The sequence below is a fragment of the Pseudomonas sp. HS6 genome, assembly GCF_023375815.1.
Lineage (GTDB): Bacteria > Pseudomonadota > Gammaproteobacteria > Pseudomonadales > Pseudomonadaceae > Aquipseudomonas.
The window spans coordinates 765,931-792,898 of sequence record NZ_CP067412.1; the positions used below are offsets into that span (position 1 = coordinate 765,931).

Genomic DNA, 26,968 nt, shown 5'->3' on the forward strand with positions numbered 1-26,968 from the left:
GTCCTTTACAGGCGTCTCAAACGACACCGTGCATGAAAAACTCGACCGGAACCTTGAAGAACTCAGCAAAGCCTTTGATCTGAGCGACGGTCATCTTGCGCTTGTTATTCAATATCTCTGAAACGGCACTCTGAGTTGCAATCCCGGACAAATCCTTTTGCTTTACCCCTCTTTCGGAGATCAGAAACGCAAGCGCTTCCGATTGAGTGGAGTAAGGAATCAAAACGGTTTCAGTCTCGTACTCATACACACGATCAGCCACCAACTCTGCAAATCGTGCCGCTGCATGATCTTCACTGTCAGCATGAGAGTAGAGCTCATCGATTAACGCCATTCGCCCTTGCAAGTCAGCATCGCTCTTTATCGGATCGTGGCAGGCAGACAGCAATTTGGACAACGTAGCGATCTGATCGCCCAAACCATCAAGCATGGGTGAAATGTCAGCTATGAAGGAATCCAGTCCAGAGGCTTCGACCTTATTGCGCTTCATGTTGCCACCCTTCATCTCATTAAACATAAATAGTACGGTTCATTCTGACCCACTACTTAACATCACCCTTCCACCACTTGTCATATCCGGCATGGGGCAAAATCTCCTTTATATAAATGGTGCCGATCTTGGGGTTAATCCATGTAATGACCCGGCACTCATTTTTCTTGATATCGAAAACATAAATATCAAGAGGTCCTTTTTTACTCGTAATCCTCAGCTTCGAGTGAGGGATTCGATCAACGTTCCAGCCTGATGCCATAGCCCAGTCTTTGCGAAGCTTCTCAAAAGACTCGAACCGCAGGGATGCCCTGTCGAAGATGGTTAACCATAAGGTGAGAGGATCTCTCCACTGGCTATGGGTTTCGATAGCCCGCGCAACCGCCGCTTTTGTGATCACTCTCATAGATTTTTCGGTTCTGGCGTCCCTACACGCAGAGCAACTTATCTCGGATTCAGATATCTGTAAAGCAGATATTTTTATGGATCCGGGATCTGTCAGTCAAAGGCCGGGAGCGCTGAACTCGTCACAAGATTCCTCCCTCAACCCAAATTGGGTTTGGGAGGAAAGGAGCTGGTGACATCTCACCGAGTCCCCCGCTGCCTCAACGCCGACGGCATGAAATACGCATCCTCCGGCACCGGTTGCGAGAAGTCGACAGTGGAGGCCTCTTCGTTATCCAGGTTCTGCACGTAGTACCGCCGCGCCTGCAAGTCGTGGAAGACGTCGAGTGCGCTCCAGGTGGTGGGCAGGTCGTAGAAATTTTTCAGGTAGGCCATCGATACGCGCCACAGCTCCCCTCGCCCGTCGTATTGGTCCACCAGGGCCGCGCCCCAGCTGTCTTCGTCGAGGAACAGCACGCGTTTGGAATAGATATGCCGCGCACCCGGCTTGAGTGTGCCTTCGACCACCCAGACCCGGTGCAGCTCGTAGCGGGTGTATTGCGGGTTGAGGTGGCCGGGGGTGAGCAGTTGGGCGTATTTCACGTCGGGGCTGCCGACTTTGTAGTTGTTGTAGGGGATGTAGATTTCCTGCTTGCCCTTGAGCTTCCAGTCGAAGCGGTCGGGCGAGCCGTTGAACAGGTCGGTGTCGTCTGCGGTGCGCAGGCCATCGGATGAGGCGATCGGCGTGTCGTAGGCGAGGTTCGGCGCGCGGCGGACGCGGCGTTGGCCGGCGTCATAGATCCAGGCCTGGCGGGCGTCCTTGAGCTGGTCCAGTGTCTCGTGCACCAACGCTGCGCCACCGGCGAGGCGCGCCGGGCTTTTCACGAAGGCGAGGTAGTAGAACAGGATGTTTTTCAGGTCGGCGAACTGACCGCCCGGGCGGTAGTAGTTGAAGAAACCTTCCTGCTGTGAGGTCACCAGCGCGAAGCTGCCGTTGCGCTGCACCGGCGCTTCGGAGGCGCGACGGACCACGTAGATGCCGCGATAGCGGGTGATGTGGTTCCACAGCACTTCGACGCCATCCTTGGGCACCGGGAACGGCACGCCGCCATAGGCATCGGCGAACCCGCTGCCGCCCTCCAGCAGTTTGGCCGAGGTCGCATTTTTCAGGGTGTTGTCATACAGCCATTGCGGCGCCGAGCCGGATCGGCGCGAGGGGTAGACCGGCATCTGGAAGGTGTCGGGGTAGCTGTTGAACAGGGCGATCTGACCAGGGCTGAGATGCGCCTTGTACTGGTCAAGGTTGGCCTTGGTGATAGTGAACAGCGGTTTGTCCGCCGCGTACGGATCGGGGTGATGCTGGCCGGGCTTGTAGCCGGCCGGCGCCTGGGTAATGCCGCCGGTCCAGGCCGGAATGGTGCCGGCCGCGTTGCCGGCGCGCTCGGCGCCCATGGGGGTCAGCGAGGTTTTCAGTTGTTCGGCCTGCTGGGGCGAGATGGCGGCCAGCGTACTGCCGGTGACAAGGCCGAGGACGAGTGTCAGCGAGATCTTGGTCAGTCTTGAAGTGTGAAACATGATCTTCTCCAAAGTACAAAAATATGTGGGAGCTGCGATGCGGCGATCCGACTTGCCAGCGATTGCGGTGGATTAGCCTGCATTGATGTAGGAAGTGCTGCCGTCATCGCGGGCAAGCCCGCTCCCACAGGGGGATGAGTGCCCTGAAGACCACACTCGAAAATCAGAGGAAATACTTGAGGTTGAAACCGACGTTGTCGCGGTCGCGGATTCCGTTGTTCTGCCCGCCGCCCCAGAACTCGGTGTACTGCAACTCGGCTTCGAGCTTGTTCTGGTAGTTGGCCTTGACCCCCAGCGTGTAGGCCTTGCGGCCATCGATGGCATTACCGGCCTGGTAGCTGTTGCCCTTGAAATCGTCCTTGTAGACGAGGTAAGGCGAGACGTTGATCCCGGCGTACACGTCGTTCCAGGTGCCGTTGAACATCACCGTGTAGCTGTAGGAATTGCGGTTGACCTGATCGTCGCGATCGCCGCCGGACACGTACGAAGTGTTGCCGGTGCCGGCGTAGTAACGGGTGCTGCCGTCGTAGGCGGTGTATTGCAGGCTGCTGCCGCGCAGGTGCTCGGAGGCCAGTTCGAAGATGCCGAACATCGAGTCGAACGACAGCGTCGGGCCGAAGTTGTAGATGCTGCCCAACGAAGTGTTGAACGCTTCCACCCGCTCCGCGTTGTTGATCTGGCTGTCGAGGGTGACCATTTGCCCGCCGACGTTGATGGACTTGCCGGACACCGCTGCGGCGGCACCGTTGGCCAGATCGCCGATCAGGTCGTTGGTGGCCGCGATGCCGATGGGCAGGTTCGGTCGATAAGCCAGTTCGCCGAACACCGAGGCATTGCCCAGCGTGGTGTTGAAGCTGAAACCGTACATGCGAATGTCTTCGGCATAGCGCCGATGGGCCTGGATGTTGCCCATCACATCGGCGGTCGCCAGCCCGTTGGCGAGGGCCCCGGCCTGACTGCCGGCAACGCTGGAGAGCATGTTGGTCAGAGCATTCATGTCGATGCCCTTGTAACCGCCAAGGTCAGCGGCGATGGTCGGCTCCTTGGCGTGGTAGTTGACCATGTACAAGCCGAACTCGGTGCTGTTGAGCTCTTCGGCGATGTAGCGAAAGGCAAAGCCGAACTGGCCGTCGTTGCGCGCGTTGTAGTCCTTGCCGATCGACGCCACTTTGAGGGTGTTGCCGTAGGCCGGGGTCACGCCGTTGGCGTAGAGGCCGGTGGACTTCAGCGCCGGGCCGAGCAGCGGGTTGTTGCCCAGTGCGCTGTACAGACCGATGACGTTGCCGAACCCCGGCACCGGCGTATCAAGCGCGGTGCCGCTGAAGTTGTTGTAAGCGGTGTTGCCGCCATCGGCGAACAAGTCGGTCTGCGAGTAGAACGTGCCGACCGGATCGATGCGGGTTTCTTTCCAGTTGGTCTGGTAGAAGCTCTCCATCGTCAGGCTGTCGGTCAGGCCGATGTTGAAGCTGACCGCCTCCACCGGCATCAGCACTTCCTTGACCTCGGCGCCCGGCAAGCGGTACTTGGCGGCGTCCACCGGGTTGGTGGTGTTGATCCCGCCGCGATAGAAAATTCCCTCGCCCCAGTTGAACACCTGGCGCCCCACCCGTGCCGTGACCGGCATTTGCGCGACGTCCCAGCTGCCGTGGACGTAGGCGTCGAGCATCTCGATCCGGCTGCCGGCGATGTCGCGGGTCTGGCTGGTGAAACGGTCGTCCTGGGGATAACTCTGGCTCGGCTGCGACGGGCTGTTGTTGTGGTAGTAGTCGTTGCGCTTGTCCATCAACTGGGTGTCGTAGAACGCGGTGCCGCGCAGGAACATTCCGTAGTTCTGGTAGTTCGCCTCCAGCTCTGAGGTGATCTTGTACACCTCGGAAACCAGCCCGGTGTCGAAGTTGCGATTGCCGTCGTTGGTGTTGACGTCATCGTTGTTCTTGTCCCGGCCCTGAACCCGCCACAGGCGACCGTAGGACAAGGTCGTGTCGAGCGAGCCGGTGACCTGATTGTCCAGCACGCTGAACTCGGCGGCCTGCACCGCGTCGACTGCGCAGAGTTGCAGCAACCCTGCCAAACCGACACCGGGGAGCGCTACGCCAGACAGGCGCAATCGAGTGTTGATCATCTGTTCCTCCTTCCCTGTTCTTATTGTTGTGTGTTGCCGCGATGCTTAGGGCGCCAGCCCCGCACGGACATAAATCCGGCTGTGGGCGCCGAAATGGCCGAGCAATTTGAGCAATTGCCGGTTGAGTTCCGGGTGCTCGAAGGTCTCGCGCTGCAACTGATTGCCCGCGCTGAAATCGCTGGTGACCGGCGCCGTTTCCAGCCACTGGCCGATGGCTTCATCGAACGCGGCGGAGTCATCGACGGACTCGGCACTCACCACTTCGCGCAGGTAGTCCACGGAGTACGGCGGGTAATGCGCGTCCCCGGCGGCATCGGCGTAAGCGTCGAGCATCGGATGTGGCTGACCGGCACGCAGCACGCGGCGCAGCCAGGTCGACTGGTATTTCTCGACTTCCATGTGGCGGGTCGCGACCCGTTCGATGGACGCCTGTTTGTCATCCGCGAACCCGGCCAGCGCCTTGCCCTCCAGCAGCAGAAGGCTCGGCAGTTCGACGCCCGGCAGCGGCTTGGCGTGATACGGCTGGGTCAGGTCCTGAACGTGGTGCAGGCCCCAACCGAGAAAGCGATAACCCCAGTAAGAATGGCCGCTGGCAAACGCCAGTCGCGCCAGCCCCATGTATTGATAGGCGCGCCAGTCCGGCCAACTGCGCTCGAGAAATCCGGCAGCCGCGTACACCACCGGGCTCTCATGGAAGAAGCCCATGTGGAACGGCGCCTGGGAGCTGTACTGGAAGCGCGCATCGCCAAACGGCTGCAGGCCGAAGCCGTACAACGCGGCAACTTCGCCGGGGTTGTCGCTGAACAGATTGATGTCGTGGCCGTAATCCGGCTCATCGGCGGCGCTCGCCAGTACGGCCAGGGGCGCGACTTTTTCGTGATCGGCCACGCGAATGAAACGCTGGCGATTCCACGGCGAAAGCGTCTGCTCAACCATGACCTGATCGGCCTGCAGATGCTCGCGTTCGGGCAGGTCTTTGCCCGGCAACGGCTGTATGACCATCGCCAGATGAATCTGCGGATTGATCCGCAGCGCGGTGAGGAAGTCGTGGCGCAGATTGTCGCTCGGCGCGGCGGGCAACTTGAGGTTGTCGGGGCGCGGCGGGTACTGCTTGAAATGCTCGCGGGCGAAGCGTTCCTGCTCATTGAGCAACGCGACGATGGCCGGATATTGTTCGGCGAGAAACTGCTCCAGCGGTTCGACTTCGACTGGCGGCGCATCGCGCAACGCCGGCAGGTCCTGCAACGCCAGGTAGCTGCCCACCGTATGATTCGACCAGCCCCACGCCGTCGGGGTTATTGCGCAAAGCAGCAGGAGGGAGATCAGCTTCATTGCTTCTGGTTCTTGTTATGTGTGCCGTGGGGATCGAGCCTAACAACCGACCTCGCCCCTGACACTGTCCGATCTCACCAGAAAAGTTCTCCGATAGCGCCACGTGCGCTGTTGTTTCACGCCGGGTAACCGGTGATCTTGCGAATGCTCTGGTACAGCGGTTTGAGCTGCCGATACATGCGCAGATAGACGTCCCTGTACAGTCGCTCATAGACCTGCTGCGCCTCGGGCTGCGGCGTGAACACCGCGCCAACCCGGGTCATCGCCGCTATCGCCGTGGGGAAATCCGCGTGCAGCCCCAGCCCCACCGCGCAGCAAATCGCCGCGCCCAGACCGGACGCTTCATAGACGTGCGGCCGCTCCGCCGGAAGGCCGAAAATGTTCGCCGTGAGTTGCATCGCCGCATCACTTTGCGAGCCACCGCCAGCAACACGTAAACGGGTGACGGAGATCTTCGAACGCTTCTCGATTTTCTCCATGCCTTGGCGCAAGGCATAGGCCAGTCCTTCCAGGATCGCCCGGTAAATGTGCGCGCGGGTGTGCACGTCGCCGAAGCCGATCATCGCGCCCTTGGCTTCCACACCCGGCTCGCGAATCCCCGGCGACCAGTACGGTTGCAGCATCAACCCCATCGAGCCCGGCGGCACCGCCTCGACCAGGGCATCGAACAGTTGCTCAGGCTCGATGCCCTGCTCCCTGGCCTGCTGCATCTCCCGCAGGCCGAACTCATTCTTGAACCAGCTGACCATCCAGTAGCCGCGATAAATCATCACCTCGCAGTTGTACTGATCCGGCACCGCCGACGGGTACGGCGGAATCAACGGGACGATTTCCAGATAGCGCGAGCGGGTGCTGGTGATCGTCGCCGTGGTGCCGTAAGACAGGCACACCGTGCCCGAGTCGACGACGCCGGAGCCGAGCACTTCACAGGCCTTGTCGGCCCCCGCTGCGATCAGCGGAACGCCTTCGGGAATGCCGGTGTGTCTGCTCGCTTCGGCGCTTATGTGGCCGAGGGTTTCACCGGGTTTGTGCAAGGTCGGCAGTTGCTCGGGACGCACCGCCAGCGCCTGCCATTTCCAGTCACGCGGCGCGGCCCAGCGCAGGCGTTTGAAGTCGAACGGCAAGTAGCCGACGCAACAGCCCACCGAGTCGACGAAGCGCCCGCACAGGCGATGCGTGAGAAACCCCGAGAGCAATAGAAACTTGTCGGTCGCCGCCCACACGTCAGGCTGATGACGGGCGATCCAGTTGGCCTCGGCCTGGGCGCGAAAGTAATCCACGGTGGCCTGCGCGCCGGCCAGTTTGAACAGCCAGCCCCACGGTCCCTTGATCCCGCCTTCGACTTCGCTCTGGCGCTGATCAAGCCAGAGAATCGCCGGGCGCAACGGTTTGCCCTGAGCATCGACGTTGATCACCGTGCCGCGCTGCGTCGTGAGAGAAACCCCGGCAATCTGCGAACGATCGATACCGGTTTGCGCCCACACCTGCTGGCAGGCCTCGCCCAGTTTCGCCCAGTAATATTCCGGATCCTGCTCGGCCCAGCCCGGTTGCGTCGAGTAATAGGCCTGCAATTCAACCTTGCCCTTGCCGAGCAGATTGCCCTGCAAATCGAAGAGCAGCGCGCGCACGCTCTGGGTGCCATTGTCGATGGCCAGCAGGTAACGCTTGTTCGGGTGGTTGTCCATTGAGCTCTCTTCGAGGGGCATCACTGCGCGATATCCGGCAGGCCGTGATGGCGTTGCCATAACGCCTGGTAGCGTTGCTGTTCCTGTTGCCAGTGTTCGTCGTTCCAGCCCAGCCGTGGTTGGCAGAGTTGGCGAATGGCCGGGAAATACTCCGCGCCGCCACGGGGCAGTAACAGGCCGAGACGGGTTCGACGCAGCAGCAGGTCATCCAGGTGCAGGACCATTTCCGCTTCACAGGCGAAGGCCAGTTCCGCCCACAAGGTGTCGGTGGCGCCGACCGTTTCATGGCCCAGTTCGGTGAGCAGTTGCGCCAGCCTCGGCAGGTCACGGCCGTGTCGCCCGGCCAGACGTCGCCACTGACCGGGGCTGAGACCCGGGATCGCCAGTGGCGGAACGGCGGCAAACACTGGCGCGGCATGATCTTCGAAAGAACGGTTGAGCATGTCGGCGCACGCCTTGAGCACTTCGATGGCTTGCGGGCGGAACGTCGTGAGTTTGCCGCCGGCCAGGGTGACGCAACCCGGCTCCTGCCACAGCACATGTTCACGGGTTTCGTTCGACGGTTTGTCCTGATGCTCACCCGCCGTACCGCCCACCACCGGGCGCACGCCGGACCAGGTTGAAAGCACGTCGGCGGCTGTCACTTCAGCGCCGGGAAACTGCTGTCGGCAGGCGGCCAGAAGATAGTCGAGTTCGTCGGTGCTGATACTCGCGCTCTGGTCCAGATTCTCGCGGTGATCGAGGTCGGTGGTGCCGACCACTGTGGCGCCTTCCCACGGGAAAACGAACACTGGCCGACGATCACGCTCATGCAGAAACGTGAAGGCTTGCGCCACCGGCAAGCGCCAGCCCGGCAGCAGCAAATGACTGCCACGCAACGGGCGCAACTGTCGTGGCGCTTCGGGAGGGCGCAAGCGTTCGGCCCAGGCTCCGGTAGCCACCGCCAACACACCACAACGCAGTTGCAGCGATGCGCCGGCCTCGCAATCCTCTACCTGAACCCCGCACACCCGCCCGTTTTCCCGCAACAGATGTTCGACACGCATGCCGTTGAGCACCACCGCGTCATCGGCCCGCGCTTCGCTCAACACGCGCATCACCAGCCGCGCGTCATCGGTCAGTGCATCGACAAAACAGGTGCCTCCCAGCAGGTCATGTTCTTTCACGCCAGGCGCCAGATAACGCAGTTGCCGCGCATCATGGAAACGATGGTCGCGGCGTCCGGCCAATGCGTCATAGATCGACAACAGACCACCCAACACTCGCGGCCCGGGAAAGCCGCCGCGATAGTGCGGCATCATGAAACTCATCGGCTCCACCAGTCCCGGCGCTTCGTCGAGCAGACGCTGGCGTTCGCGCACCGAATCGCGGGTCAGTCGCCACTGGCCCTTGGCGATATAACGCAAACCGCCATGGACCATTTTCGAAGACCGACTGGAGGTGCCCCAGGCAAAATCACGCTGCTCCAGCAGCAGGCAGCGCCAGCCACGGCGTGCGGCTTCACGCAGGATGCCGGCGCCGCTGATGCCGCCGCCAATCACGATCAAATCCCAGGTTTCACCCGCCAACGTGAGCAGGATTTGCTGGCGCCATTCGGCGTTCCAGTCCGCGCACATGGCGGTCACTCCTGCAACAACGTGCCGGGGTTCAGGCGCCCGGCCGGGTCGAAGTGCCGGCTCAGCGCCTGCAAGGTGTCCATCGCCAAAACGCCCTTCTCGCGCAACAGGTACGGCGCATGATCCTTGCCCACGCCGTGCTGATGGCTGATGGTGCCGTGGTTGTCGACGATGGTCTGGCTGGCCGCGTGCTTGAGGGCCTTCCAGCGTGCCAGCGTCGCGGGATAGTCCGCTGCCGGGCGAAACACGTAGGTGGTGTAGATGCTCGAACCTTCGCCGTAGACGTGGGACAGATGCGTGAACACGTGCACGCACTCACCCTCCGCCGCCAACGCGTCGCGCAGGCTGTTTTCGATCAGGTTGAGCAGGTTGTCGACGTTGCTCCAGTCGGTGGCGGTTTCCAGGGTGTCGACCACGTAACCGGCGTTCCACAGGTTCTCCCGCAGATAAGGAAAACGGAAACGGTTCTGCGCCCACTTCTTGCCGAGCAGCGTGCCGGTAAACACACCACCAAACGCTTTCAGATGCTGACGGGCCTGATTCAGGGATAGCGCATTTTGCTTGCGATTGCCGGTCACGCCGAAAGTCAGCAGGCACTTGCCCTGCCCGGCGCCGCGTAGGCTCAGGTACTTTTCCAGCCAGGCGATCTGTTGCGGATGGCCGGCCAGTGCCAGTTGGGTTTCGGTTTCCACCGCGTTGGACAGGCGCAGCATCGACAGCGGCACCCGCGCTTGCGCCAGTTGCTGTATGGCTTGCAGCGCCTTGCTCCAACTGGGCAGAAACACACCGTAAAAACGTTCGTCGGCCGGCAGCGCACTGACTCGCACCTTGACCTCGGAAATGATCCCGAAACGCCCCTCGCAACCCAGCACCACTTCGCGCAGATCAGGGCCGGCCGCGGAGGCCGGGAAGGTTGGAATCTGTAGCGGCCCGGCAAAGGTTTCCAGGGTTCCGCCGGCGAACAACTGCTCGATCCGCCCATAGCGCAGCGATTGCTGACCACTGGAACGACTGGCCACCCAACCACCCAGCGTCGACAACTCCCACGACTGCGGGAAGTGCCCCAGCGTGTAGCCTCGGGCGCGCAGTTGACTTTCTACCTGCGGCCCACTGGCGCCGGGGCCGAAAGTCGCCAGCAGGCTTTGTTCATCAAGGTCGATCAGGCGATTCATCCGCGCCAGGGACACCGTCACCACGGGCCGCGTCGACTCTGGCGGGTTGATGTGCCCGGCCACCGACGTGCCGCCGCCGTAGGGAATCAGGCACAGGTCCTGCGCCTGGGCGAGGGCCAGCAACTGGCGGATGTGTTCGGCGGTTTCCGGGAACGCCACGGCGTCGGGATAGTTACCCAGCGCCCCCTCGCGCAGCGCCAGCCAGTCCGGCAGGCTCTGGCCGCGGGCATGCAGCAGACGGTCATGGGCATCGATGCTGTACAAGGCGTGCTCCGCCAGCCGCGAGACCGGCACGCGGGCCAATGCTGCTTCAAGCGTTGCGTCGGGCAGCGCTCGACCGTCCCCTAGCCGTTCATGGAGAAAACTTGCGCCCTGGGCCGGCAGTTCGACCACCGTGGTTGCATCTCCCCAGCCGTTCCAGCGTCGCATGCGTGTGTCCTTCTGTGCAGTCTGATCAGTGAGATTTCAGGGCCTCATACTAGTCAGCCGGCCGAAAGTGTCACGGTCGCATCCGGCCAGTTCGAGTAGCCAATTGAGTCAAACGTCGCGCAAGCGTCAGCCATTTACTTTAGTCGTGGATTCAAATTACCTTTCAGGGCGCTCATCCGCCCGTGGCGGCCTCGATCAAGGGAATTCGGTCATGCAATCGCTCGGCTTCACCTCCGTTCCGCCACTGCTCAAGTACCTGCGCCATGCCGAACACCTGGGCATGGCCATCGAGCCTGCGTTGGCGGCGGCGGGGTTGCAGCCGCAGCAGTTGAGCGACAACAGCCTGCGCCTGCCGGGCGAAACCCATGAGCGGTTGCTCGATTACTTTTGCGAACACTCGGGCGATCCGCTGTTTGGCCTCAACGCCGCGAATTTCGTCCTGCCCAACTCATGGAGCGTGCTGGGCTACATCACCATGAACTGCGCGACACTGGGCGATGCCATGAGCCGCATCATGCCGTTCGAAAAACTGGTGGGCGACATGGGCGTCAGCCGCGCCGAGGTGCAGGACAGCCACGTGCACCTGATCTGGAGCTGCCGTTTTGAACGCCCGCGAATTCGCCGGCATCTGGTGGAAAACGTGCTCGGCTCCTGGCTGCAATACGCACGCTGGATCGCCGATACCCAACTGTCGCCGGCCGCCGTGTGGCTGGAACACTCACGCCCGGCGGACACGACGCTGGAACAGTACGAACAGTTTTTCGAATGCCCGGTGCTGTTCGATCAGCCCTACTCCGCGCTGATTGTGCCTTTGCCATATTTGCAGTTGCCGTTGCGCCAGGCTGATGCGCATTTGCTGCGCACTCTCGAAGAACACGCACAAAGCCTGATGGCGACACTGGAGGATGCGTCGCTGGAGCAGCGGGTCAAAAGCATCCTGCGCCAGTTGCTCAAGGAAGGTCTGCCGCGCAAGGAACAAGTGGCCGAACATCTCGCCGTGTCCGTGCGCACGCTGCAACGCCAGTTGCATCAGGCTGGCACGTCATATCAGCAGATTCTCGATGACTTGCGCCAGGAACTGGCCGAGCATTACCTGCTCAACAGTACCTTGCCGATTCAGGACATCGCCCAGTATCTGGGCTTCACCGAACCGCGCTCGTTTCACCGCACGTTCAAGAGCCGACGCGGGATGCCGCCCGGGGAGTTTCGGCAGACTCACCGGGTTAGTGGTGGTGCCGAATAAGTGTGCGACTCACAGCAGTCCCCTCACCCCAGCCCTCTCCCAGTGGGAGAGGGAGCCGACCGCGAAATACTCACGATCTACGCTGACCTGAAATCGCTTCTGCGAATCCATAATCGACACGATCTTTCAGGTCGATGTATGACAAGAGACACCTCGGTCAGTCCCCTCTCCCTCGGGGCGGTCCGACGTTTCGGGAGGGTTAGGGTGAGGGGCTTTTGGCTCAGAGGCTGATCGCGTTGGTGAACACCAGACGGTTGCCGAACGGGTCGGCGATGGTCATGTCCTGGCTGCCCCACGGCATGGCCTGGATGCCCGGGTGCGAGAATTTGTAGTTCTTGGCGACCAACTGTTGCTGAAACGCCTCCAGTTCATCGGTCTCGATCCGCAGGGCCGAACCCGGGGTTGCATCTCCGTGGTGTTCGGACAAATGCAGTACGCACTCACCGCGCGAAACCTGCAGGTACAACGGGAAACCGGGTTCGAAACGATGCTGCCAATCGATCTTGAAGCCGAGGAAATCGACGTAGAATTCCACGGCCTTGGCTTCATCGAAAATCCGCAGGATCGGGGTGGTTTTGCCGAAGCTCATGGGGTGCTCCCTGACTGATTGGCCCCAGAGTGTAGCCGGGGTGGATGTCAGCAATTCGGCTTGGTGATGGCTTTCTTTAATCGCAATGTGCCATCACCGTGACACAGTCAGCAAAATTCAACGAAAGCCGTCGCGCAGATCGCCTTGGCGCGCCAGGAACCGCCCTGGTCTTTGGCCATTGGCCTGACCGTCTCGGTAACTCAAAACGCCATTGATCCACACACCCTCGATGCCTTGGGCGGCGCGTTGCGGGTCGTTGAAATCCGCCACGTCACGCACGGTCGCCGGGTCGAACAACACCAGATCCGCCCAGTGTCCTTCACGAATCTCGCCCCTTTCCTTCAGACCGAAACGCGCCGCCGACAGACCGGTCATCTTGTGCACGGCGGTGTGCAGCGGAAACAGGCCGACATCACGACTGAAATGGCCGAGCACCCGAGGGAAAGCCCCCCACAGACGCGGATGCGGGAACGGGTCTTCCGGCAGGCCGTCGGAACCGACCATCGACAGCGGATGAGCGAGGATCCGGCGTACATCGTTCTCGTCCATGCCGTAATACACCGCACCCGCCGGTTGCAGGCGTTTGGCGGCGTCGAGCAATGACAGATTCCATTCGGCGGCGATGTCGATCAAGTCGCGACCACTGACATCAGGATACGGGGTCGACCAGGTAATGGTGATGCGATGGGCGTCGGTGACCTGCTTAAGATCCAGCGTCGAAGAACTCGCCGCGTACGGATAGCAATCGCAGCCGACCGGGTGAGCCTTTGCCGCCTCTTCCAGCGAAGCGAGCAACTGCGGACTGCGCCCCCAGTTACCGGCACCGGCGCATTTGAGGTGGGAAATAATGACTGGAGATTGAGCGTGGCGTCCGATGCGGAAGGCTTCGTCCATCGCCTCCAGCACCGGTTCGAATTCACTACGCAGATGGGTGGTGTACACCGCGCCGAACGCGTTCAATTCTTCAGTCAGCTGCATGACTTCATCGGTGGACGCCGAGAACGCACTCGCATACGCCAGACCTGTGGATAAACCGAGGGCGCCCGCCTCCAGGCTTTCACGCAACTGCTCGCGCATCGCAGCGATTTCATCGTCAGTCGCGGTGCGAAACAGATCATCGAGGTGATTGCTGCGCAGCGCCGTGTGGCCGACCAGTGCCGCGACGTTCAGTGTGGTGTTGGCCGCTTCGACCGCCGCGCGGTAATCGCTGAAACGTGGATAGACGAATGCGGCGGCCGTGCCGAGCAGGTTCATCGGATCCGGTGGATCGCCCTTGAGACGGACCGGTGCTGCACTGATGCCGCAGTTGCCGACAATCACCGTGGTCACGCCCTGACTTAGCTTGGGCAACATCTGCGGCTGGCGGATCACCACGGTGTCGTCGTGGGTGTGCACGTCGATGAAGCCCGGTGCCAGCACTCGGCCGACGGCGTCGATTTCATCGGTGGCGCGGTCGTCGCGCAAGTCACCGATGCGCGCGATGCGGCCATCGAGGATCGCCACGTCGGCGGTATAGCCGGGGCTGTTGCTGCCGTCGATGACCAGTGCGTTGCGAATCAGTGTGTCGTACAACATGTCAGTCTCCGGCGGCAGCTCGGCGTCAGTGTCTGCCTTTGATCAAATGGTGATCGAATCCTTGTTCGATCAGGTAGCGCCAGGCTACCTCGACTTCCTCGGGAATCACCTGCTCGACCTGAAAGCCCAGCGAAGGGTAAACCATGATCCGGTGCACATCCCCGACCATTTCGTCGATCAGCCCCAGGACCCCGATCAGGTTGCTGACCTCCCCCGGAAAACTGAAGGACGGCGCATCCACCCAGGCCTCAAGCCCTGGCCATTGAACGGGCACGGTCAACGCCACGCGCCGGATCGAATTCGGCTTGGTCAGGAACGTCGCCCGGCGCACGTCCGGGAACAACGCCCGGGCAAACGCGATGTTCTCGGCGAAGTTGGTGGCACGGGATTCGAGGGTGAATTGATCCGGTGAAACGCCTTGAATCATGGCCCGTTGCGCAAAAATATCGGCTTCGGTCCGTTCCCACAAATGCTTCGTCCAATTTCCGGTATTGCCGGTGAACAACAGATGCGGGGCGACGCCTTTTTTCAGCAACTGGCAGGCGTAATCACAGACCCGCAGGTCGTAGGAGCCGCACACCACGATCAGCTCACACTCACTGTGTTGGCGCCCTGCTCCCAGGAAATTCCACAGGACGGTCGCGTGTCGCAAGGTCGGTGTCATGAGCGTGCGAACCTCTGGGCAACCTGCCCGCTGATAAACAATCCACCGTCGGCATAGAGGTGTGTATCCACCCCGCTCTGCGAGACCGGGAGCGCTGTGAAATCCGCGTACGTCCGCAGTGCCCCGTGGGCAGTCAGCGTCGGATCGTCGCCGATTCCGATACACAGCGCGCCGCTGCTGACCGCCGACTGCACGCCGCTGACGGAATCTTCGAAGACCAGGCATTCATCGCTCTGACGCTCCAGTCGGGAGGCGGCCAGACGATAAGGATCGGGAGCCGGTTTGCCACTGCGCACATCGTCGCGGCAGATGATGCAGTCGAAAACCGACGTCAGGTCGTGTTGCTGCAAAACGTGGTCGACTCGCGCTCGCCAACTGCTGGTCACCAGCGCCAGCGGCACCCGCCCATTCAATTCGGCGATGAACGCAGCAACGCCCGGCACCAGCGCGCAGATCGAAACCTCTTCGATGGCATCGACTTCCTGCTTGATCACCACACGCTGCTGCTCGTCAAACTGACCAAACAGGGCCAGCAGGGTGTAACCGCCCGGGCGACCGTGAATGTGATCGTCGATGAAGGCCTGATCGACCGTCACACCGTACTTGCGCGCCACCGTGGTCCAGGCCAGTTCGATGACCTGGCGCGACTGGATCAGCACGCCATCCATATCAAAGCAGACGGCTGTAAACGTTCGTTGTGTCATCGGTTGCACTTCGCATTTTCTGGTGAGCAATGAATGCCAGCACGGTTCCCATCAGGGCAAACAGCGCCATGACATACCAGGACCATTGTGGCTGCGTCTCGTACAGATACCCGGCAAAGGGTGTGGCCAAACCCATGGGCAAGGCAACCGCCAGCGAGTAATAGACACCCTGGGTAAAGACCTGGATATCTGGTGGGGCGTGATCGCGAATGCAGCGCATGATCGCCGAGTGGTACGCCGCAAAACTCAAGGCGTGCAGGCATTGTCCCAACAGGATCACCGGCACCGCATCGCCGTCGGAAAACAACGCCCAGCGCGCCGCCGCGCAGACACTGGAAAACATCACAATGGACAACGGCGAACAGTACGACAGGACTTTGTTGGAGAACGCGAAATAGGTGATTTCCGCGATCACCGCTACTGACCAGAACACCCCGATGGCGGTTGAAGAATAGCCCTTCACGCCCCAGCCGATCGACGCCGTGGAAAAGTACAGGGTGTGGCTCAGTTGAATGAAGCTGGCCGCCGCAATCGCAATCAACAGACTTTTTTGCGCGAACAGCGCCCTCCAGTCCGGTCGTTCAATCGTGCGGCTGACCGGTTCCAGATGTGCACGGGAGACCTGGCGTTTCAGCCACAGGCACGCCAGTGCAGTGAGCAGCATGCACACCGCAATCACCACCGGCACCCATGACTGGCTGTACTGCGCGAACAACAGCCCGCCGAGGGTCGATGTCAGGATAAACGCCGAAGAGCCCACCGCGCGGACCCAGCCATAGTTCTGCAGGGCTTGCTTGTCACGCTTGAGCAGATAGGACTCGGACAGCGGCAACACCACCATCCACAGACCGCCAAACAGGATGCTCAGGCACACGAATCCCCACAGGTGCACCGGCATGAAATAGAACAACAACGTACACAACGCTGCCGAGAAACCGAGAAACGCCGCGAGCCGCAGTTGGTCCACGCGCCAATCGGCCACGTAGGTAATCAAGACGCCGGTCACCACCTGGGGCCAATAGACCGCCGCGATCAACAGGCCAATCTGGCTGGCACTGAAGCCCAGCGAATTCAGCCACGTTGGCCAAAACGGGTAGATGATGCCTTCTGCCGCAAAGAACCCGAAAAAGATCAGATACATGGGTCAACCATACGCTCGATGCTCCTGAACAGGGCTCCAGCGGAGCCCTGTAAATCATCCTTCCATTACTCGAAGCGTTGTTGGGTGAAGCTGTTTTTGCCTTTGCGCCAGACAATCAGCGATTCACTCATCACCACCAGATCGACCATCCCTTCTTTCAGCGCATCCAATGCATCCTGAGGCGAACACACGATCGGCTCTTCATGGCGATTGAACGAGGTGTTGATCAACGCCGCCTGACCGGTCCGCTCATGCCAGGCATTCAACAGACGATGCATGAATGGATCACGCTCCGGGCGAATGATCTGCGGCCGCGCCGTGCCATCGATGTGCACCACCGCCGGACTGGCCTCGCTGAACTGCGGATGACAATCGTAGGTCATGGTCATGGTGTCTGCCGCCACTTGATCCTCATCCCAGCCGACGTAGCAGGCCGCTGCCTGTTCGATGGCGGTGACCGGGCCGAACGGCATGAACTCCGTGCGGTGCATGCGCTTGTTCAGCCAGTCGTTCACTTCGCCATCCTGCGCGTGATAGACAATGCTGCGGTTGCACAGTGAGCGCGGGCCGAACTCCATCTTGCCCTTGAACATGCCCAGCACCTGGTTTTCCATCAGTGCGTCGGTCAGCACGTCGATGATGTTCGACGGTGTGTGATATCCGAGCTCAGGGTAGTCGCGATGGATCAGGTTGATGTTCTGCGAAACGCTGCGCGAGTCCGGCCCGAGGGTCATTGCCGGGTTCTTGAAGCGAGTGCCGCTTTCCAGGTACGCCGCCCCGACAGCCGCCGCCAGTGCCAGCCCGCCATCGCCCATGCATGGCAGCACATAGACGTTTTTCACGCCGGGAATCTCGCGCAGGCGCTGATTGAGCTTCACATTGCCAAACACACCGCCGGCCAGGCACAGGTTGGTGCTGCCGCGTTGATCCAGGTGATGTTTGACGGTCGCCACCAGCAAGTCTTCGGAATGGCGCTGCACGGCGGCGGCGATGTCCTCGGGGGTTTCCCGGGAGAACAGGGTTTCCAGTGATTCGCTGTAGTTGTTGTAAGACGGCACGAACAGGTCGCCGCAACGGGCCTTGATGCGTCCGTCTTCAAAACGGATCATCTCCTGCATCACCCCCAGCAATTTCTGCGGATCACCAAAAGCAGCCAGCCCCGTGACCTTGCCCTCATGCCGGTTCGGTTTGTAGCCCAGTAAATGAGTGATCCGACCGTAGAAATAACCAAGACTGTCGATGCTGGTTTCGCGCTGCAGCACCGTGGTTTCGGCCGGGCTGTACCAGGTCACGGTCAGCGACTGGAAGTCGCCGCGCCCGTCACAGGTCAGGGTCAAGGCCTCATCGAACGGCGAGCAGACATAGGCGCCGAGGGCATGGCACTCGTGGTGATCGATGTAATACGCCTTGCCGGCCAGGCCGTTGGCGACAATGTACTGGTCGAATTCGGCGCGTTTCTCTCTGTCGTTTCGGACTTCATCGGTGACACGCTGGCGGAACTGCGCCAAGCCCTCGGGGTTGTTCCGGACTTCCTCGACGATTCGGTCGAAATACAACTCAAGGTGTTTATCTGCGTTGAAACCGGCATTCCATCCGTAAGCCACGTAATCGAGATCTTCCAGGGACACGCCAGCCTGGCTCAACACAAACTCGATGGATTTGGCGGGCCAGATCTTGTGGTCCTTGATGCGGGTGAAACGCTCTTCGCTGACCGCCGAGAGAATCTGACCATCGCGTACCAGGCAAGCGCCTGACAAATCGTTATTGGTAATGCCCAAAATGACCATAACTACTCCTTGTTCTTGCCAATTTCGCGGATGAGTGTGCCCACGACCGAAGAGCGCAATGCTCCGGCCAAGGCGCTTGGCGCCGTGTCATGAACCGTTAGGAGGCGAAATCATCTGGTTCGCCCGGGATATGCCTTTACGAGCAGGCAGCAGAGGTGCGTATTGCCATCGCAAATTCCTTTTGCAAAAAAAATCCACGGGCGTTACCCACCGACCTGGCCTCTTGGCCAGACAACCAGTGGGTGCCCGCTATCCTACAAACCGGCCAGCTGCGTTGGCCATGTCTGTGCGGGGATCAGGCTAGTAGGAATTTTCTGAACGTTTCGATGCCCCTCGGCGCCCTGTCCTTCATTTCCGGGGCACAAAAAAACCTGTGGGAGCTGGCTTGCCAGCTCCCACAGGTTCAGTGGCGTTCACAGGTTCAGTGTGGACTCACACCATATCGTTACGGATCCATTCAACCACCGACGTACGCTTCGGCGCCCAGCCCAGCAATTCGCGGGCGTGTTTGCCGCGTACCCGGCTGTTGGAGCCGAGGCCGTAGTTGGCCATTTCATAGCCCCACTCGGCTTCGGCGTCTTTCAGAGGCCAGTCTTGTGGCAGGCCCAGATTCAAGGCTTCAGCCATGGCAGTGGTCATGTCGATGAACGACGCTTCGCCGCTTTCGACGAAGTAGAACGTGCCCGGGACGTTTTTGGTCAGCGCCAGCAGGTACAGCGACACCACGTCTTCGATGTGCACGTTGGACCAGATGTTCTGGCCAGTGCCAACGTGACGCACCACGCCGTTTTTGCGCGCCTGTTTCAGCAGTCGCGGCAGTTGCACGCTGTCGCGATGGACGCCCAGGCTGTGGCCGTAGATCAGAGTGTTGCAGATGACGGCCGAGTTCACGCCGTCCTTCGCTGCGTCGAGGATCAGGTTGTCGATGGCCACGCGTGCAGCTTTGTCGACAGTCGGCTCCGGCAGGTTGTCTTCGAAGTAGATGACGTCGCTGGATTTGCCGCCCGAGGCATCGCCGACGATGCTCGAACCGCTGGTGTGCAAGAACACTTTGTTCGAGCCGCGCAGGGCATCGAGCAAGGCTTCGACCGCACCACGATGGTCGCTGCTGGCGGCGTTGATCACAGCGTCGGCGGCGCGGGCCTGTTCGGCCAGCAATGTCTTGTCGTCGAGGGTGCCGATCACCGGGGTGATGCCCAGTGCTTTCAACTCATCGGCCTGCTCGGCGCTGCGCACAAGACCGGTGACGGTGTGGCCGGCCTGGACCAGACCGGTGGCGATGGAGCCGCCGATAAAACCGGCAGCACCGGTGACGAATACGTTCATGGAGAAACTCCCTGCGTAAATAAGTGATAGAGCGAGTATCGGCCGGTGAACCCTGTGGAAAAACCCGCCCTCAACCAATTCACTCTTGCGCAGGGGTCACGAATCAGCCTTTGAAATCGGCGCTGGCGTAAGCCGCCAGTTTGCTCTGGATGAAATCCAGGAAGCACTGGATGCGCAGCGCCAGTTGCGAGTTACGGTAGTACACCGCGTTGATCGGCTGGCGATAACCGCTGTTGAATTCCGCCAGCAACACCTTGAGGCGCCCGGCGCGAATGTCGTCGATGGTCATGAAATGCGAGAGGCAGGCAATGCCCTGGCCTTCCAGCGCCAGATGGCGAACCGTCTCGCCGCTGGAGGCGCTGATCGCCGGAGAGATCGGCCAGCGGTCGCCGTGCACGTAACGCAACGGCCACTGATTGAGTCCTTCGTTCTGGGTGAAGCCGAGCAAGGTGTGTTCGCTGAGATCGGCCACCTGGAGCGGTGCGCCATGTTTTTCCAGATACGCAGGACTGGCAACGATCAGCAGCGGGCTGCAACCGAGCGACCGGGCATGCAACGTCGAATCGGCGAGGGTGCCGATGCGGATGGCGACGTCGGTGCTTTGTTCCAACAGGTCAATGATCAGGTCGTTGCTGTTGAGTTCGAGCTGGATGTCCGGGTACAGCCGACGGAATTCGTCGATGTACGGCACGATGGCGTGGAGCATGAACGGCGACGCGGCGTTGATGCGCAGTCGCCCGGACGGCGTTTGCTGACGCGAGGACAGGCGCTCTTCGAGTTGATCCATCTGGTCGAGGATCAGCTTGGCCTGTTCGAAGAAATACTTGCCCTCCTCGGTCAGGTCCATGCGCCGAGTGGTGCGGTTGATCAGCGTGGTGTCGAGCTTGGCTTCCAGCCGCGACAGCGTACGACTGACGGCCGACGGCGTCTGTCCGACCTGCTCGGCGGCGGCGGAGATCGAACCGCATTCGATCACGCAGACGAAAATCTGCAACTCATCGGATCTGGCTTTCACGGGTGTCCTCGAATCGAAAGGCCTGCTGCGCAAGCTCAGGCCTTCGATAGTAGCCGAGCGTCAGGCCTTGAGGCCAAACACCTCGGTCAGATGCTGCTCGTAACGCGCCACATCCGCTTCAATGTTCGGGCGTTTCATCACGTCCACACAGAGGAACGTCGGCAGGCCGGTCATGCCGAGAAACTCGTTGGCCTTGTGGAACGGGAAGTAAACAGCGTCGACGCCTTTGGCTTCGAAGAAGTCGGTCGGGTCATCGAACGCCTGCTGCGGTGCGTTCCAGGTCAGCGACAGCATGTATTGCTTGCCCTGGATCAGACCGCCGCTGCCGTACTTCTGCGACGAGTCGGAACGGGTGCGACCATCGCTGGCATAAAGGCTGCCATGGCCTTCGGTGAACACTTCGTCGATGTACTTTTTCACCGTCCACGGCGCGCCCATCCACCAGCCCGGCATCTGATAAATGATCACGTCGGCCCAGAGGAATTTCGTGACCTCTTCGGCAATGTCGTAACCCTCGTCGATGAAGGTGGTCTTGACGTCGACACCGCCACGATCCAGCACGCTCAGCGCCGCTTCGTGCAGGGTGGTGTTGTAGCGACCGTCGGAGTGGGCGAATTTTTTACCGCCATTGAGCAACAGCACTTTTTTCATGAGAGAGCCTCGGTCGGATTCCGATGCGCAGCGCAGAGCGCTGGATGGAGAAGGGGAAAAATTGAATGGCGGCAGATTAGCGATCCGCCTCGCGCGGAATAAGCACCGGTTGCGCAAAATTCATTTGAGTAAAACGCACGAATCGAATGCCGATTGTTGCCTTAGGATTGGTCGCCATCTGAATCTGAGGAGTTTTTTGCGATGAGCGAACGCCAGGGTTTCATCCTGCACGCCAAGACCCGCCCGGAAAAAGCCGAGGCCTTCGAAGCGTTTTTCCGCGCCTACGTTGAACCCAGCCGCGCGGAACCCGGCTGCATCGAGTACCACATGCTGCGCGACAAGGAAGATCCGAGCCTGTTCATCTTCTACGAGATCTGGGAAACCCAGGCGCATCTGGACGTGCACTCGAACCTGCCGCACATGCAGCGGTTTCTCGCTCAGCGCATGGAGTATCTGGAGCGGGATTTCGACATCCGCCCGATCGACATGCTCAGCGATTCGTCCGCTAGCCGCTGATCAACAGATGGGCGCCTAGCGCGCCCAGACCGATGAAGAACACTCGCTTGAACAGCACGGCGCTGATGCGCTGGCGCAGCGATTGGCCGAGCAGCATGCCGAGCACCGCCGGGATCAGCGCCAGCAGCGAAGCGCTCAGTTCCGCGCCGCCGAGTGACCCGCGCCAGAGCAATCCACCGGCCAGCGCCAGGGTCGACACGGTGAAGGACAGGCCCAGCGCCTGCACCAGTTCATCGCGGTTCAAACCCAGTGCCTGCAGGTACGGAACGGCGGGAATCACAAATACTCCGGTGGCCGAAGTGATGACGCCGGTGATCACGCCACAAAGCGGCCCCAGCCACGGTTCATGGCGGCGACAGACACTCAGCGTCGGCAGGAACAATCCGCTCAGCGCATAGAGCAACAGCGCCGCACCCAGACCGCGCACCACCCAATGCCCCCCCGCCATGCCGATCCACAACGTGCCGATGGCGGTGCCGAGAAAGATCGCCAGCAGCATCGACCACAGCCGTTTTACCAGCCCGCGCAAATGCCCGCCGAACGCCAGTTGCCAGACGTTGGTGAGGGTCGCTGGAATGATCAGCAACGCCGCAGCCTGCGACGGAGCCATAGCCAGACCGAGCAAACCCATGGCGACGGTGGGCAGGCCGAGGCCGATCACGCCTTTGATCAGGCCGGCGATGACGAAGGTCGCAATAACCAGCAATGAAAGGGCCAGACCGAGGTTTTGATAAAAATCTGCGAGTGCGTTCATGGCGATACTGTGCGCCTGCGCGGGTGAACTGAAAATCTGTCATACACTGAGGCAGCCTCTTTCAGTACAAGAGGCTTGTAGATTATTCGCGGCCACCGGCCTCTTCGTCGGGACTGACAACACTGATATTGAGGCTGCCCCATGCACTTCGACCTCACCGACCTGCGCTTGTACCTGCACATCCTCGACAGCGGCAACATCACTGCTGGCGCCGCTCGCAGCCATCTGTCGCTGGCGGCGGCCAGTGCGCGGATCCGTACCATGGAAGCGTCGCTGGGCACCGAGTTCCTTGAACGGGGGCGCCGTGGCGTCACGCCGACCCCGGCCGGCAAGGCCTTGGCGCAACATGCGCGGGTGTTGCTGCAACAGGCCGAACGTCTGCAACAGGATCTGGCCGAGTACGCACGCGGCGTCAAAGGCCAGGTGCGGTTGCTGTGCAACACCACAGCGCTCAGCGAATACCTGCCGGAGGTGCTGGCGGATTTTTTGCGTGAGCATCCCAATCTCGATATCGATTTGCAGGAGTTGCCCAGCGCTCGCATCACCCATGCCTTGCGCCAGGGCGCGGCGGATCTGGGCATCGTGTCCGACGCGATCGACACCACCGACTTGCAGACCCGAGCCTTTCGCGATGATCCGCTGGTGCTGATCCTGCCTCTGGAGCATCCACTGTCTGACGCGACGGAAATCAGTTTCAGCGACGCCCTGCGCCACGCCTTCATCGGGCTGCATGCCGACAGCGCCTTGGCGGTGTACCTGGAAGAACAAGCCTTGCACAGCGGCTCGCGAATGCAAATCCGCATCCGCGCCGATGGTTTCGACGGCGTGATGCGCATGGTGGCACGGGGCGCTGGCATCGGAATCGTGCCGCTGGCAGCGGTCCAGCGTGCCGCGCCGCAGGCCTTCAAATCCCTGCCGATGAATGAAGCGTGGGCCAGGCGCAAACTGTTGCTGTGCGCCCGCGACTTCACCGCACTCCCCGCCTACGCCCGCGCCTTGCTGGACGCCTTGACTCTGCCCTGAGGGGCAGACTTTACCCTTGAGGTTTCTTCTTCAGGGACAGTAACTATGGGCAAGCGAATCCTGCTGATTCTCGGCCATCCATCCAGCGACAGTTTCTGCGCGGCACTGGCAGGACACTACCTGGCCTCGGCCCGCGAGGCCGGGCACGAGGTGCGACAACTGTCCCTCGGCCAGCTCGATTTCGACCCGGTCTTGCGCGACGGCTACAGCCGAGCTCAGACACTTGAACCGGACCTGCTCCAGGCCCAGGCCGACATACTGTGGGCCGAACACCTGACGCTGGTGTACCCGATCTGGTGGGGCGGAATTCCGGCGATTCTCAAAGGCTTTTTCGACCGGGTCCTGCTCCCGGGTTTCGCGTTCAAATACCGCGAGGGCAAAGCGTTTCCCGACAAACTCCTGCACGGTCGCAGCGCCCACCTTCTGGTCACCATGGACACGCCGCCTTGGTATTACCGCTGGATCTACCGCATGCCCGGCCTGCACGAAGTGCGCAAGAACACATTGGCGTTCTGCGGTATCGAACCCCGTCGCACGTTGACCTTCGGGCCGGTACTCGGCGCCAGCGACCATCAGCGCGAAACCTGGCTGAAGCAGGCCGGATCGATTGCCCGCCATTGAGTTTTCCGCTATTGGTGCGCATGCCCGCTGACGGAGAAAAGGGATTTGCACATGTACATCGGCCAGGCCGCACAGCGTTCGGGAACTACGATCAAGACCATCCGCCATTACGAATCGATCGGCCTGTTGCCCGAGGCCCGGCGCCAGGGCAAATACCGGATTTACGATCCGCAGACGGTCGAGCTGCTGAGCTTTATCAAATGCGCGCAGGCATTGGGTTTTCGCCTCAGGGAATTGCAGGCGATCTTTGCCGGCCAACCGGAATTGTCGCCCTATGAAAAGGCCCGACGCGCGATTGCCGGCAAGCAGCAGGAGATCGCAGCGCAGCTCCTCACACTCACCCGACAGCAAGAGGAACTGAGCGCGCTGGAGGCCAGCCTTGAACACGCGCAACAGCAATGCCTGTCGAGCGTATCGACTGCAAAATAAGCACAAGGAATAGTTTTCAAGGTACGAATACATACGTACTATATCGCCAGAGCGAACGTGTTGCCCGGTACCCGTTTTCGCACAACGACAACGGACAAGGAAGAACGGATCGGCTCCATTAAACCTACATGGAATGAGGTGACGCGATGGTTGATTCAACGGAGTTTCGTAATGCAATGGCGATGCTGGGGAGTGCCGTCACCATCGTCACGACCGATGGCCCTGCGGGGCGTTTCGGTTTTACTGCCTCGGCGGTGTGCAGCGTGACGGATTCACCGCCCACGCTGCTGGTGTGCGTCAATCGCTCGTCGTCCAACCACGAGCATTTCAAGACCAATGGCGTGCTGTGCGTGAACGTCCTGACCGGCGATCATCAGTCGACATCAGGGGCGTTCGCCAATCGGCAGTTGAGCATGCAGGAGCGCTTTTCCAGCGTGAATTGCCAGACGCTCAAGACCGGTTCGCCGGTGATCGAAGAGGCGCTGGTCAGCCTCGATTGCCGGGTCAGCAAAGTCGACGAGGTCGGCACCCACAGCATTTTCTACTGTGAAATCCTCGAACTGCAGCAACACAGCGAGGCCACGGAAGGCCTGGTCTACTTCAACCGCAGTTACTACCGTCTGAACGACGAACTGCGCCTGGCACCCGAGCAGTGATCCAGACACCCGCCGGCGCTGGCTGACGTCAGCCGGCGGGTCATGACAGGGATGTAACCATGCTATTCAATGAAGACAACTTCGCGGATATCGACCTGAACCTGATCATCATTTTCCTGGTGCTGTTCCGCGAACGCAGCGTGTCACGCACGGCCGAACGCCTGCACGTCAAACAACCCGCCATCAGCGGATCGCTGGCACGACTGCGCAAGCGGTTCGATGATCCTCTGTTTCTGCGCGCCTCCAGAACCATGCACCCGACTTCGAAAGCCGAGGAACTGGCGCAAGCGCTGGCACCGGCGATCAAACAGATCGAAGCGGTCATCCGGCTCTAAAAAACTGCGAAAAAAAACCTGCGGGCGTTCGCTCCCGCAGGTTTCATTTTGTCAGGCCGACTTGAGCGCCTGAGCGTACTCGACCCGTGCCCAGAACGCCGGCAGGAAACACTCGCTGACCAGCAGCGCCGAACCATTGCGGGTGAAGCGCGAACGTCGGGCCAGCAGACGTTTGGCCTGCGGCGCGTAGCGACGGGATAGCGCCGCCAGCGGTGCGCCGGGGGGCAGCAAGGCGCACTGGAAGGGCTCGCGCAGAGTCTGCTCCGACGTGTAGAGAATCTCGGCCAGCGGTCGACGACCATAGCCGTTCAGATCCGCCCAGTCGCCGTTCAGGGCCGGCACGCTGGTCAGGCTGCGTGCGGTGACGCAGGCCTCGCCATCCAGTTTCATCACCACCTCGCGCACCCAGCCGATGGTCATCGGCGGCACGTTCAGCGCTTGCGCTTCTTCAGGATTGAGCGGGCCATGGGACTGCTCGACCACTTCGATTGAATAGTCGCCCATGGCCTTCAGACGCGGGGTCAAGGCCCCGGGCAAAAACAGCCAGTGATGCTCGGAGCCGGTCAATTCCGACAGGGGTCGCGACGACCAGTAATGACTTGTATCCATACCCGCACACACCTTCCTGGTGATGGTGAATTGATTGGTTGCCGTGGAAGGCCAACCCTTCACCGGCGGTGTCTGTCACTCGGCTCCGTTTTCTTCGGTCACTTCGTGTTTGCTGATCACGCTGATGGTCTGTTCATCAGTCTTGACCGCCGACAGCAGCGAGTCGAGAAGCCCCGGGAAACGCACGTCCATGTCTTCACGACGCAGGGACAGCAGGTTTTCCCGACCGTAGGGGCGTTGCCAAATCAGACCGCTGTCGCGCAGAACCCGCCAGTGGTGAGTCATGGTCGACTTCGATGCGCCCTTGAGGATCCGGCCGCATGGATGTTCCTGGCCATCGGACAACACTTTCAACACGGTCAGGCGTAGCGGGCTTCCCAATGCGTTCAGCACATTTTCCAGAAGGATCTGATCCTGATTGGGATGATTCGGGACGTTCATAGGTAGGTACCCTTGATGATATAGGCGGGAAAAATCCGTCTTGTATTCGTCTATACGAGAACAGTAAGACTATACACAAGATGC

27 protein-coding genes are annotated in these 26,968 nt (G+C 60.7%); 7 read left to right on the forward strand and 20 right to left on the reverse strand.

Annotation, left to right across the window (positions count from 1 at the left end; translation table 11 throughout):
* Positions 1-16: 16 nt before the first annotated feature.
* The 8 genes from JJN09_RS03655 to JJN09_RS03690 all read right to left on the reverse strand — a co-directional run bounded on the left by JJN09_RS03655 (position 17) and on the right by JJN09_RS03690 (position 10,805).
* On the reverse strand, positions 17-490 hold the full coding sequence (locus JJN09_RS03655) for a type II toxin-antitoxin system HigA family antitoxin (RefSeq protein WP_249485734.1): 474 nt from the start codon (positions 488-490) through the stop codon (positions 17-19).
* 52 nt (positions 491-542) lie between these two features.
* The gene (locus JJN09_RS03660) at positions 543-896 is read right to left on the reverse strand and encodes a type II toxin-antitoxin system HigB family toxin (RefSeq protein ID WP_249485736.1); all 354 of its coding nucleotides are present in this window, start codon (positions 894-896) and stop codon (positions 543-545) included.
* A gap of 179 nt (positions 897-1,075) precedes the next feature.
* Positions 1,076-2,449, reverse strand: a complete 1,374-nt coding sequence (locus tag JJN09_RS03665; protein WP_249485737.1) for a DUF1329 domain-containing protein — start codon at positions 2,447-2,449, stop codon at positions 1,076-1,078.
* A 163-nt stretch (positions 2,450-2,612) separates the two neighbouring features.
* Positions 2,613-4,571, reverse strand: coding sequence for a DUF1302 domain-containing protein (locus tag JJN09_RS03670; RefSeq protein ID WP_249485739.1), 1,959 nt, complete (start codon positions 4,569-4,571; stop codon positions 2,613-2,615).
* A 45-nt stretch (positions 4,572-4,616) separates the two neighbouring features.
* Positions 4,617-5,903, reverse strand: a complete 1,287-nt coding sequence (locus tag JJN09_RS03675) for a phospholipase (protein ID WP_249485741.1) — start codon at positions 5,901-5,903, stop codon at positions 4,617-4,619.
* A 116-nt stretch (positions 5,904-6,019) separates the two neighbouring features.
* Positions 6,020-7,588, reverse strand: coding sequence for an FGGY-family carbohydrate kinase (locus JJN09_RS03680; protein ID WP_249485743.1), 1,569 nt, complete (start codon positions 7,586-7,588; stop codon positions 6,020-6,022).
* A gap of 20 nt (positions 7,589-7,608) precedes the next feature.
* Positions 7,609-9,204: a glycerol-3-phosphate dehydrogenase/oxidase gene (locus tag JJN09_RS03685; protein WP_249485745.1), complete on the reverse strand. Its 1,596-nt coding sequence runs from the start codon at positions 9,202-9,204 to the stop codon at positions 7,609-7,611.
* Between the two features lie 5 nt (positions 9,205-9,209).
* The gene (locus tag JJN09_RS03690; protein ID WP_249485747.1) at positions 9,210-10,805 is read right to left on the reverse strand and encodes an FAD-binding oxidoreductase; all 1,596 of its coding nucleotides are present in this window, start codon (positions 10,803-10,805) and stop codon (positions 9,210-9,212) included.
* A gap of 211 nt (positions 10,806-11,016) precedes the next feature.
* Here JJN09_RS03690 and JJN09_RS03695 point away from each other — a divergent pair, with 211 nt between their 5' ends.
* Positions 11,017-12,048 (forward strand): AraC family transcriptional regulator, encoded by a 1,032-nt coding sequence (locus JJN09_RS03695; protein ID WP_249485749.1) that lies wholly within the window; start codon positions 11,017-11,019, stop codon positions 12,046-12,048.
* Positions 12,049-12,268: 220 nt separating this feature from the next.
* Here the strand turns inward: JJN09_RS03695 and JJN09_RS03700 are convergent, their stop codons facing one another.
* The 9 genes from JJN09_RS03700 to JJN09_RS03740 all read right to left on the reverse strand — a co-directional run bounded on the left by JJN09_RS03700 (position 12,269) and on the right by JJN09_RS03740 (position 21,500).
* Positions 12,269-12,637: a glyoxalase superfamily protein gene (locus JJN09_RS03700; protein ID WP_007953815.1), complete on the reverse strand. Its 369-nt coding sequence runs from the start codon at positions 12,635-12,637 to the stop codon at positions 12,269-12,271.
* 117 nt (positions 12,638-12,754) lie between these two features.
* Positions 12,755-14,212, reverse strand: a complete 1,458-nt coding sequence (locus JJN09_RS03705) for an amidohydrolase family protein (RefSeq protein WP_249485751.1) — start codon at positions 14,210-14,212, stop codon at positions 12,755-12,757.
* 25 nt (positions 14,213-14,237) lie between these two features.
* The gene (locus JJN09_RS03710) at positions 14,238-14,876 is read right to left on the reverse strand and encodes a YdcF family protein (protein ID WP_249485754.1); all 639 of its coding nucleotides are present in this window, start codon (positions 14,874-14,876) and stop codon (positions 14,238-14,240) included.
* Positions 14,873-15,580, reverse strand: coding sequence for an HAD family phosphatase (locus tag JJN09_RS03715; RefSeq protein WP_249485756.1), 708 nt, complete (start codon positions 15,578-15,580; stop codon positions 14,873-14,875). Before JJN09_RS03715 ends, JJN09_RS03710 begins: the two co-directional genes overlap by 4 nt.
* Positions 15,546-16,721 carry an MFS transporter gene (locus JJN09_RS03720; RefSeq protein ID WP_249485759.1) on the reverse strand — a complete coding sequence of 392 codons (1,176 nt, stop codon included), beginning with the start codon at positions 16,719-16,721 and terminating at the stop codon, positions 15,546-15,548. Before JJN09_RS03720 ends, JJN09_RS03715 begins: the two co-directional genes overlap by 35 nt.
* A 65-nt stretch (positions 16,722-16,786) precedes the next feature.
* Positions 16,787-18,508, reverse strand: coding sequence for a carbamoyltransferase C-terminal domain-containing protein (locus tag JJN09_RS03725; RefSeq protein ID WP_249485762.1), 1,722 nt, complete (start codon positions 18,506-18,508; stop codon positions 16,787-16,789).
* 432 nt (positions 18,509-18,940) lie between these two features.
* Complete coding sequence (locus JJN09_RS03730) at positions 18,941-19,834, reverse strand: NAD-dependent epimerase/dehydratase family protein (RefSeq protein WP_249485764.1); 894 nt, start codon at positions 19,832-19,834, stop codon at positions 18,941-18,943.
* 103 nt (positions 19,835-19,937) lie between these two features.
* Entirely contained in the window at positions 19,938-20,849 is a 912-nt protein-coding gene (locus JJN09_RS03735; RefSeq protein ID WP_249485766.1) for a LysR family transcriptional regulator, read from the reverse strand.
* A gap of 60 nt (positions 20,850-20,909) precedes the next feature.
* Positions 20,910-21,500 carry an NAD(P)H-dependent oxidoreductase gene (locus tag JJN09_RS03740; protein WP_249485768.1) on the reverse strand — a complete coding sequence of 197 codons (591 nt, stop codon included), beginning with the start codon at positions 21,498-21,500 and terminating at the stop codon, positions 20,910-20,912.
* 201 nt (positions 21,501-21,701) lie between these two features.
* Between JJN09_RS03740 and JJN09_RS03745 the strand changes: the two genes are divergently transcribed.
* Positions 21,702-22,016 (forward strand): putative quinol monooxygenase, encoded by a 315-nt coding sequence (locus tag JJN09_RS03745; protein ID WP_249485770.1) that lies wholly within the window; start codon positions 21,702-21,704, stop codon positions 22,014-22,016.
* On the opposite strand, the gene JJN09_RS03750 is transcribed toward JJN09_RS03745, so the two are convergent.
* Entirely contained in the window at positions 22,006-22,770 is a 765-nt protein-coding gene (locus JJN09_RS03750) for a sulfite exporter TauE/SafE family protein (protein ID WP_249485774.1), read from the reverse strand. The genes JJN09_RS03745 and JJN09_RS03750 overlap by 11 nt on opposite strands.
* A 141-nt stretch (positions 22,771-22,911) precedes the next feature.
* Between JJN09_RS03750 and JJN09_RS03755 the strand changes: the two genes are divergently transcribed.
* From JJN09_RS03755 to JJN09_RS03775, 5 genes are all read left to right on the forward strand, one after another.
* Entirely contained in the window at positions 22,912-23,793 is an 882-nt protein-coding gene (locus JJN09_RS03755; RefSeq protein ID WP_249485776.1) for a LysR substrate-binding domain-containing protein, read from the forward strand.
* Positions 23,794-23,838: 45 nt separating this feature from the next.
* The gene (locus JJN09_RS03760) at positions 23,839-24,414 is read left to right on the forward strand and encodes an NAD(P)H-dependent oxidoreductase (RefSeq protein WP_249485777.1); all 576 of its coding nucleotides are present in this window, start codon (positions 23,839-23,841) and stop codon (positions 24,412-24,414) included.
* Positions 24,415-24,465: 51 nt separating this feature from the next.
* A complete protein-coding gene (locus tag JJN09_RS03765; RefSeq protein ID WP_249485778.1) occupies positions 24,466-24,843 on the forward strand; it encodes a MerR family transcriptional regulator in 378 nt (125 codons plus the stop codon).
* A gap of 146 nt (positions 24,844-24,989) precedes the next feature.
* Positions 24,990-25,499: a flavin reductase gene (locus JJN09_RS03770; RefSeq protein ID WP_007953834.1), complete on the forward strand. Its 510-nt coding sequence runs from the start codon at positions 24,990-24,992 to the stop codon at positions 25,497-25,499.
* A gap of 59 nt (positions 25,500-25,558) precedes the next feature.
* Positions 25,559-25,834: a LysR family transcriptional regulator gene (locus tag JJN09_RS03775; protein ID WP_249485779.1), complete on the forward strand. Its 276-nt coding sequence runs from the start codon at positions 25,559-25,561 to the stop codon at positions 25,832-25,834.
* A gap of 51 nt (positions 25,835-25,885) precedes the next feature.
* On the opposite strand, the gene JJN09_RS03780 is transcribed toward JJN09_RS03775, so the two are convergent.
* Together JJN09_RS03780 and JJN09_RS03785 are read right to left on the reverse strand one after the other, a co-directional pair.
* Positions 25,886-26,443, reverse strand: coding sequence for a chorismate lyase (locus JJN09_RS03780; protein ID WP_249485780.1), 558 nt, complete (start codon positions 26,441-26,443; stop codon positions 25,886-25,888).
* Positions 26,444-26,518: 75 nt separating this feature from the next.
* The gene (locus JJN09_RS03785) at positions 26,519-26,884 is read right to left on the reverse strand and encodes a helix-turn-helix transcriptional regulator (protein WP_007953843.1); all 366 of its coding nucleotides are present in this window, start codon (positions 26,882-26,884) and stop codon (positions 26,519-26,521) included.
* Between the last annotated feature and the right edge of the window lie 84 nt (positions 26,885-26,968).

Bases quoted from the DNA above. Each gene is read 5' to 3' on its own strand.
- JJN09_RS03725 (WP_249485762.1), bottom strand. From the start codon at position 18,508: ATGGTCATTTTGGGCATTACCAATAACGATTTGTCAGGCGCTTGCCTG.
- JJN09_RS03655 (WP_249485734.1), bottom strand. From the start codon at position 490: ATGAAGCGCAATAAGGTCGAAGCCTCTGGACTGGATTCCTTCATAGCT.
- JJN09_RS03775 (WP_249485779.1), top strand. From the start codon at position 25,559: ATGCTATTCAATGAAGACAACTTCGCGGATATCGACCTGAACCTGATC.
- JJN09_RS03770 (WP_007953834.1), top strand. From the start codon at position 24,990: ATGGTTGATTCAACGGAGTTTCGTAATGCAATGGCGATGCTGGGGAGT.
- JJN09_RS03665 (WP_249485737.1), bottom strand. From the start codon at position 2,449: ATGTTTCACACTTCAAGACTGACCAAGATCTCGCTGACACTCGTCCTC.
- JJN09_RS03675 (WP_249485741.1), bottom strand. From the start codon at position 5,903: ATGAAGCTGATCTCCCTCCTGCTGCTTTGCGCAATAACCCCGACGGCG.
- JJN09_RS03785 (WP_007953843.1), bottom strand. From the start codon at position 26,884: ATGAACGTCCCGAATCATCCCAATCAGGATCAGATCCTTCTGGAAAAT.
- JJN09_RS03685 (WP_249485745.1), bottom strand. From the start codon at position 9,204: ATGTGCGCGGACTGGAACGCCGAATGGCGCCAGCAAATCCTGCTCACG.
- JJN09_RS03745 (WP_249485770.1), top strand. From the start codon at position 21,702: ATGAGCGAACGCCAGGGTTTCATCCTGCACGCCAAGACCCGCCCGGAA.
- JJN09_RS03765 (WP_249485778.1), top strand. From the start codon at position 24,466: ATGTACATCGGCCAGGCCGCACAGCGTTCGGGAACTACGATCAAGACC.
- JJN09_RS03730 (WP_249485764.1), bottom strand. From the start codon at position 19,834: ATGAACGTATTCGTCACCGGTGCTGCCGGTTTTATCGGCGGCTCCATC.
- JJN09_RS03780 (WP_249485780.1), bottom strand. From the start codon at position 26,443: ATGGATACAAGTCATTACTGGTCGTCGCGACCCCTGTCGGAATTGACC.
- JJN09_RS03705 (WP_249485751.1), bottom strand. From the start codon at position 14,212: ATGTTGTACGACACACTGATTCGCAACGCACTGGTCATCGACGGCAGC.
- JJN09_RS03680 (WP_249485743.1), bottom strand. From the start codon at position 7,588: ATGGACAACCACCCGAACAAGCGTTACCTGCTGGCCATCGACAATGGC.
- JJN09_RS03755 (WP_249485776.1), top strand. From the start codon at position 22,912: ATGCACTTCGACCTCACCGACCTGCGCTTGTACCTGCACATCCTCGAC.
- JJN09_RS03750 (WP_249485774.1), bottom strand. From the start codon at position 22,770: ATGAACGCACTCGCAGATTTTTATCAAAACCTCGGTCTGGCCCTTTCA.
- JJN09_RS03720 (WP_249485759.1), bottom strand. From the start codon at position 16,721: ATGTATCTGATCTTTTTCGGGTTCTTTGCGGCAGAAGGCATCATCTAC.
- JJN09_RS03740 (WP_249485768.1), bottom strand. From the start codon at position 21,500: ATGAAAAAAGTGCTGTTGCTCAATGGCGGTAAAAAATTCGCCCACTCC.
- JJN09_RS03760 (WP_249485777.1), top strand. From the start codon at position 23,839: ATGGGCAAGCGAATCCTGCTGATTCTCGGCCATCCATCCAGCGACAGT.
- JJN09_RS03690 (WP_249485747.1), bottom strand. From the start codon at position 10,805: ATGCGACGCTGGAACGGCTGGGGAGATGCAACCACGGTGGTCGAACTG.
- JJN09_RS03710 (WP_249485754.1), bottom strand. From the start codon at position 14,876: ATGACACCGACCTTGCGACACGCGACCGTCCTGTGGAATTTCCTGGGA.
- JJN09_RS03695 (WP_249485749.1), top strand. From the start codon at position 11,017: ATGCAATCGCTCGGCTTCACCTCCGTTCCGCCACTGCTCAAGTACCTG.
- JJN09_RS03660 (WP_249485736.1), bottom strand. From the start codon at position 896: ATGAGAGTGATCACAAAAGCGGCGGTTGCGCGGGCTATCGAAACCCAT.
- JJN09_RS03700 (WP_007953815.1), bottom strand. From the start codon at position 12,637: ATGAGCTTCGGCAAAACCACCCCGATCCTGCGGATTTTCGATGAAGCC.
- JJN09_RS03715 (WP_249485756.1), bottom strand. From the start codon at position 15,580: ATGACACAACGAACGTTTACAGCCGTCTGCTTTGATATGGATGGCGTG.
- JJN09_RS03670 (WP_249485739.1), bottom strand. From the start codon at position 4,571: ATGATCAACACTCGATTGCGCCTGTCTGGCGTAGCGCTCCCCGGTGTC.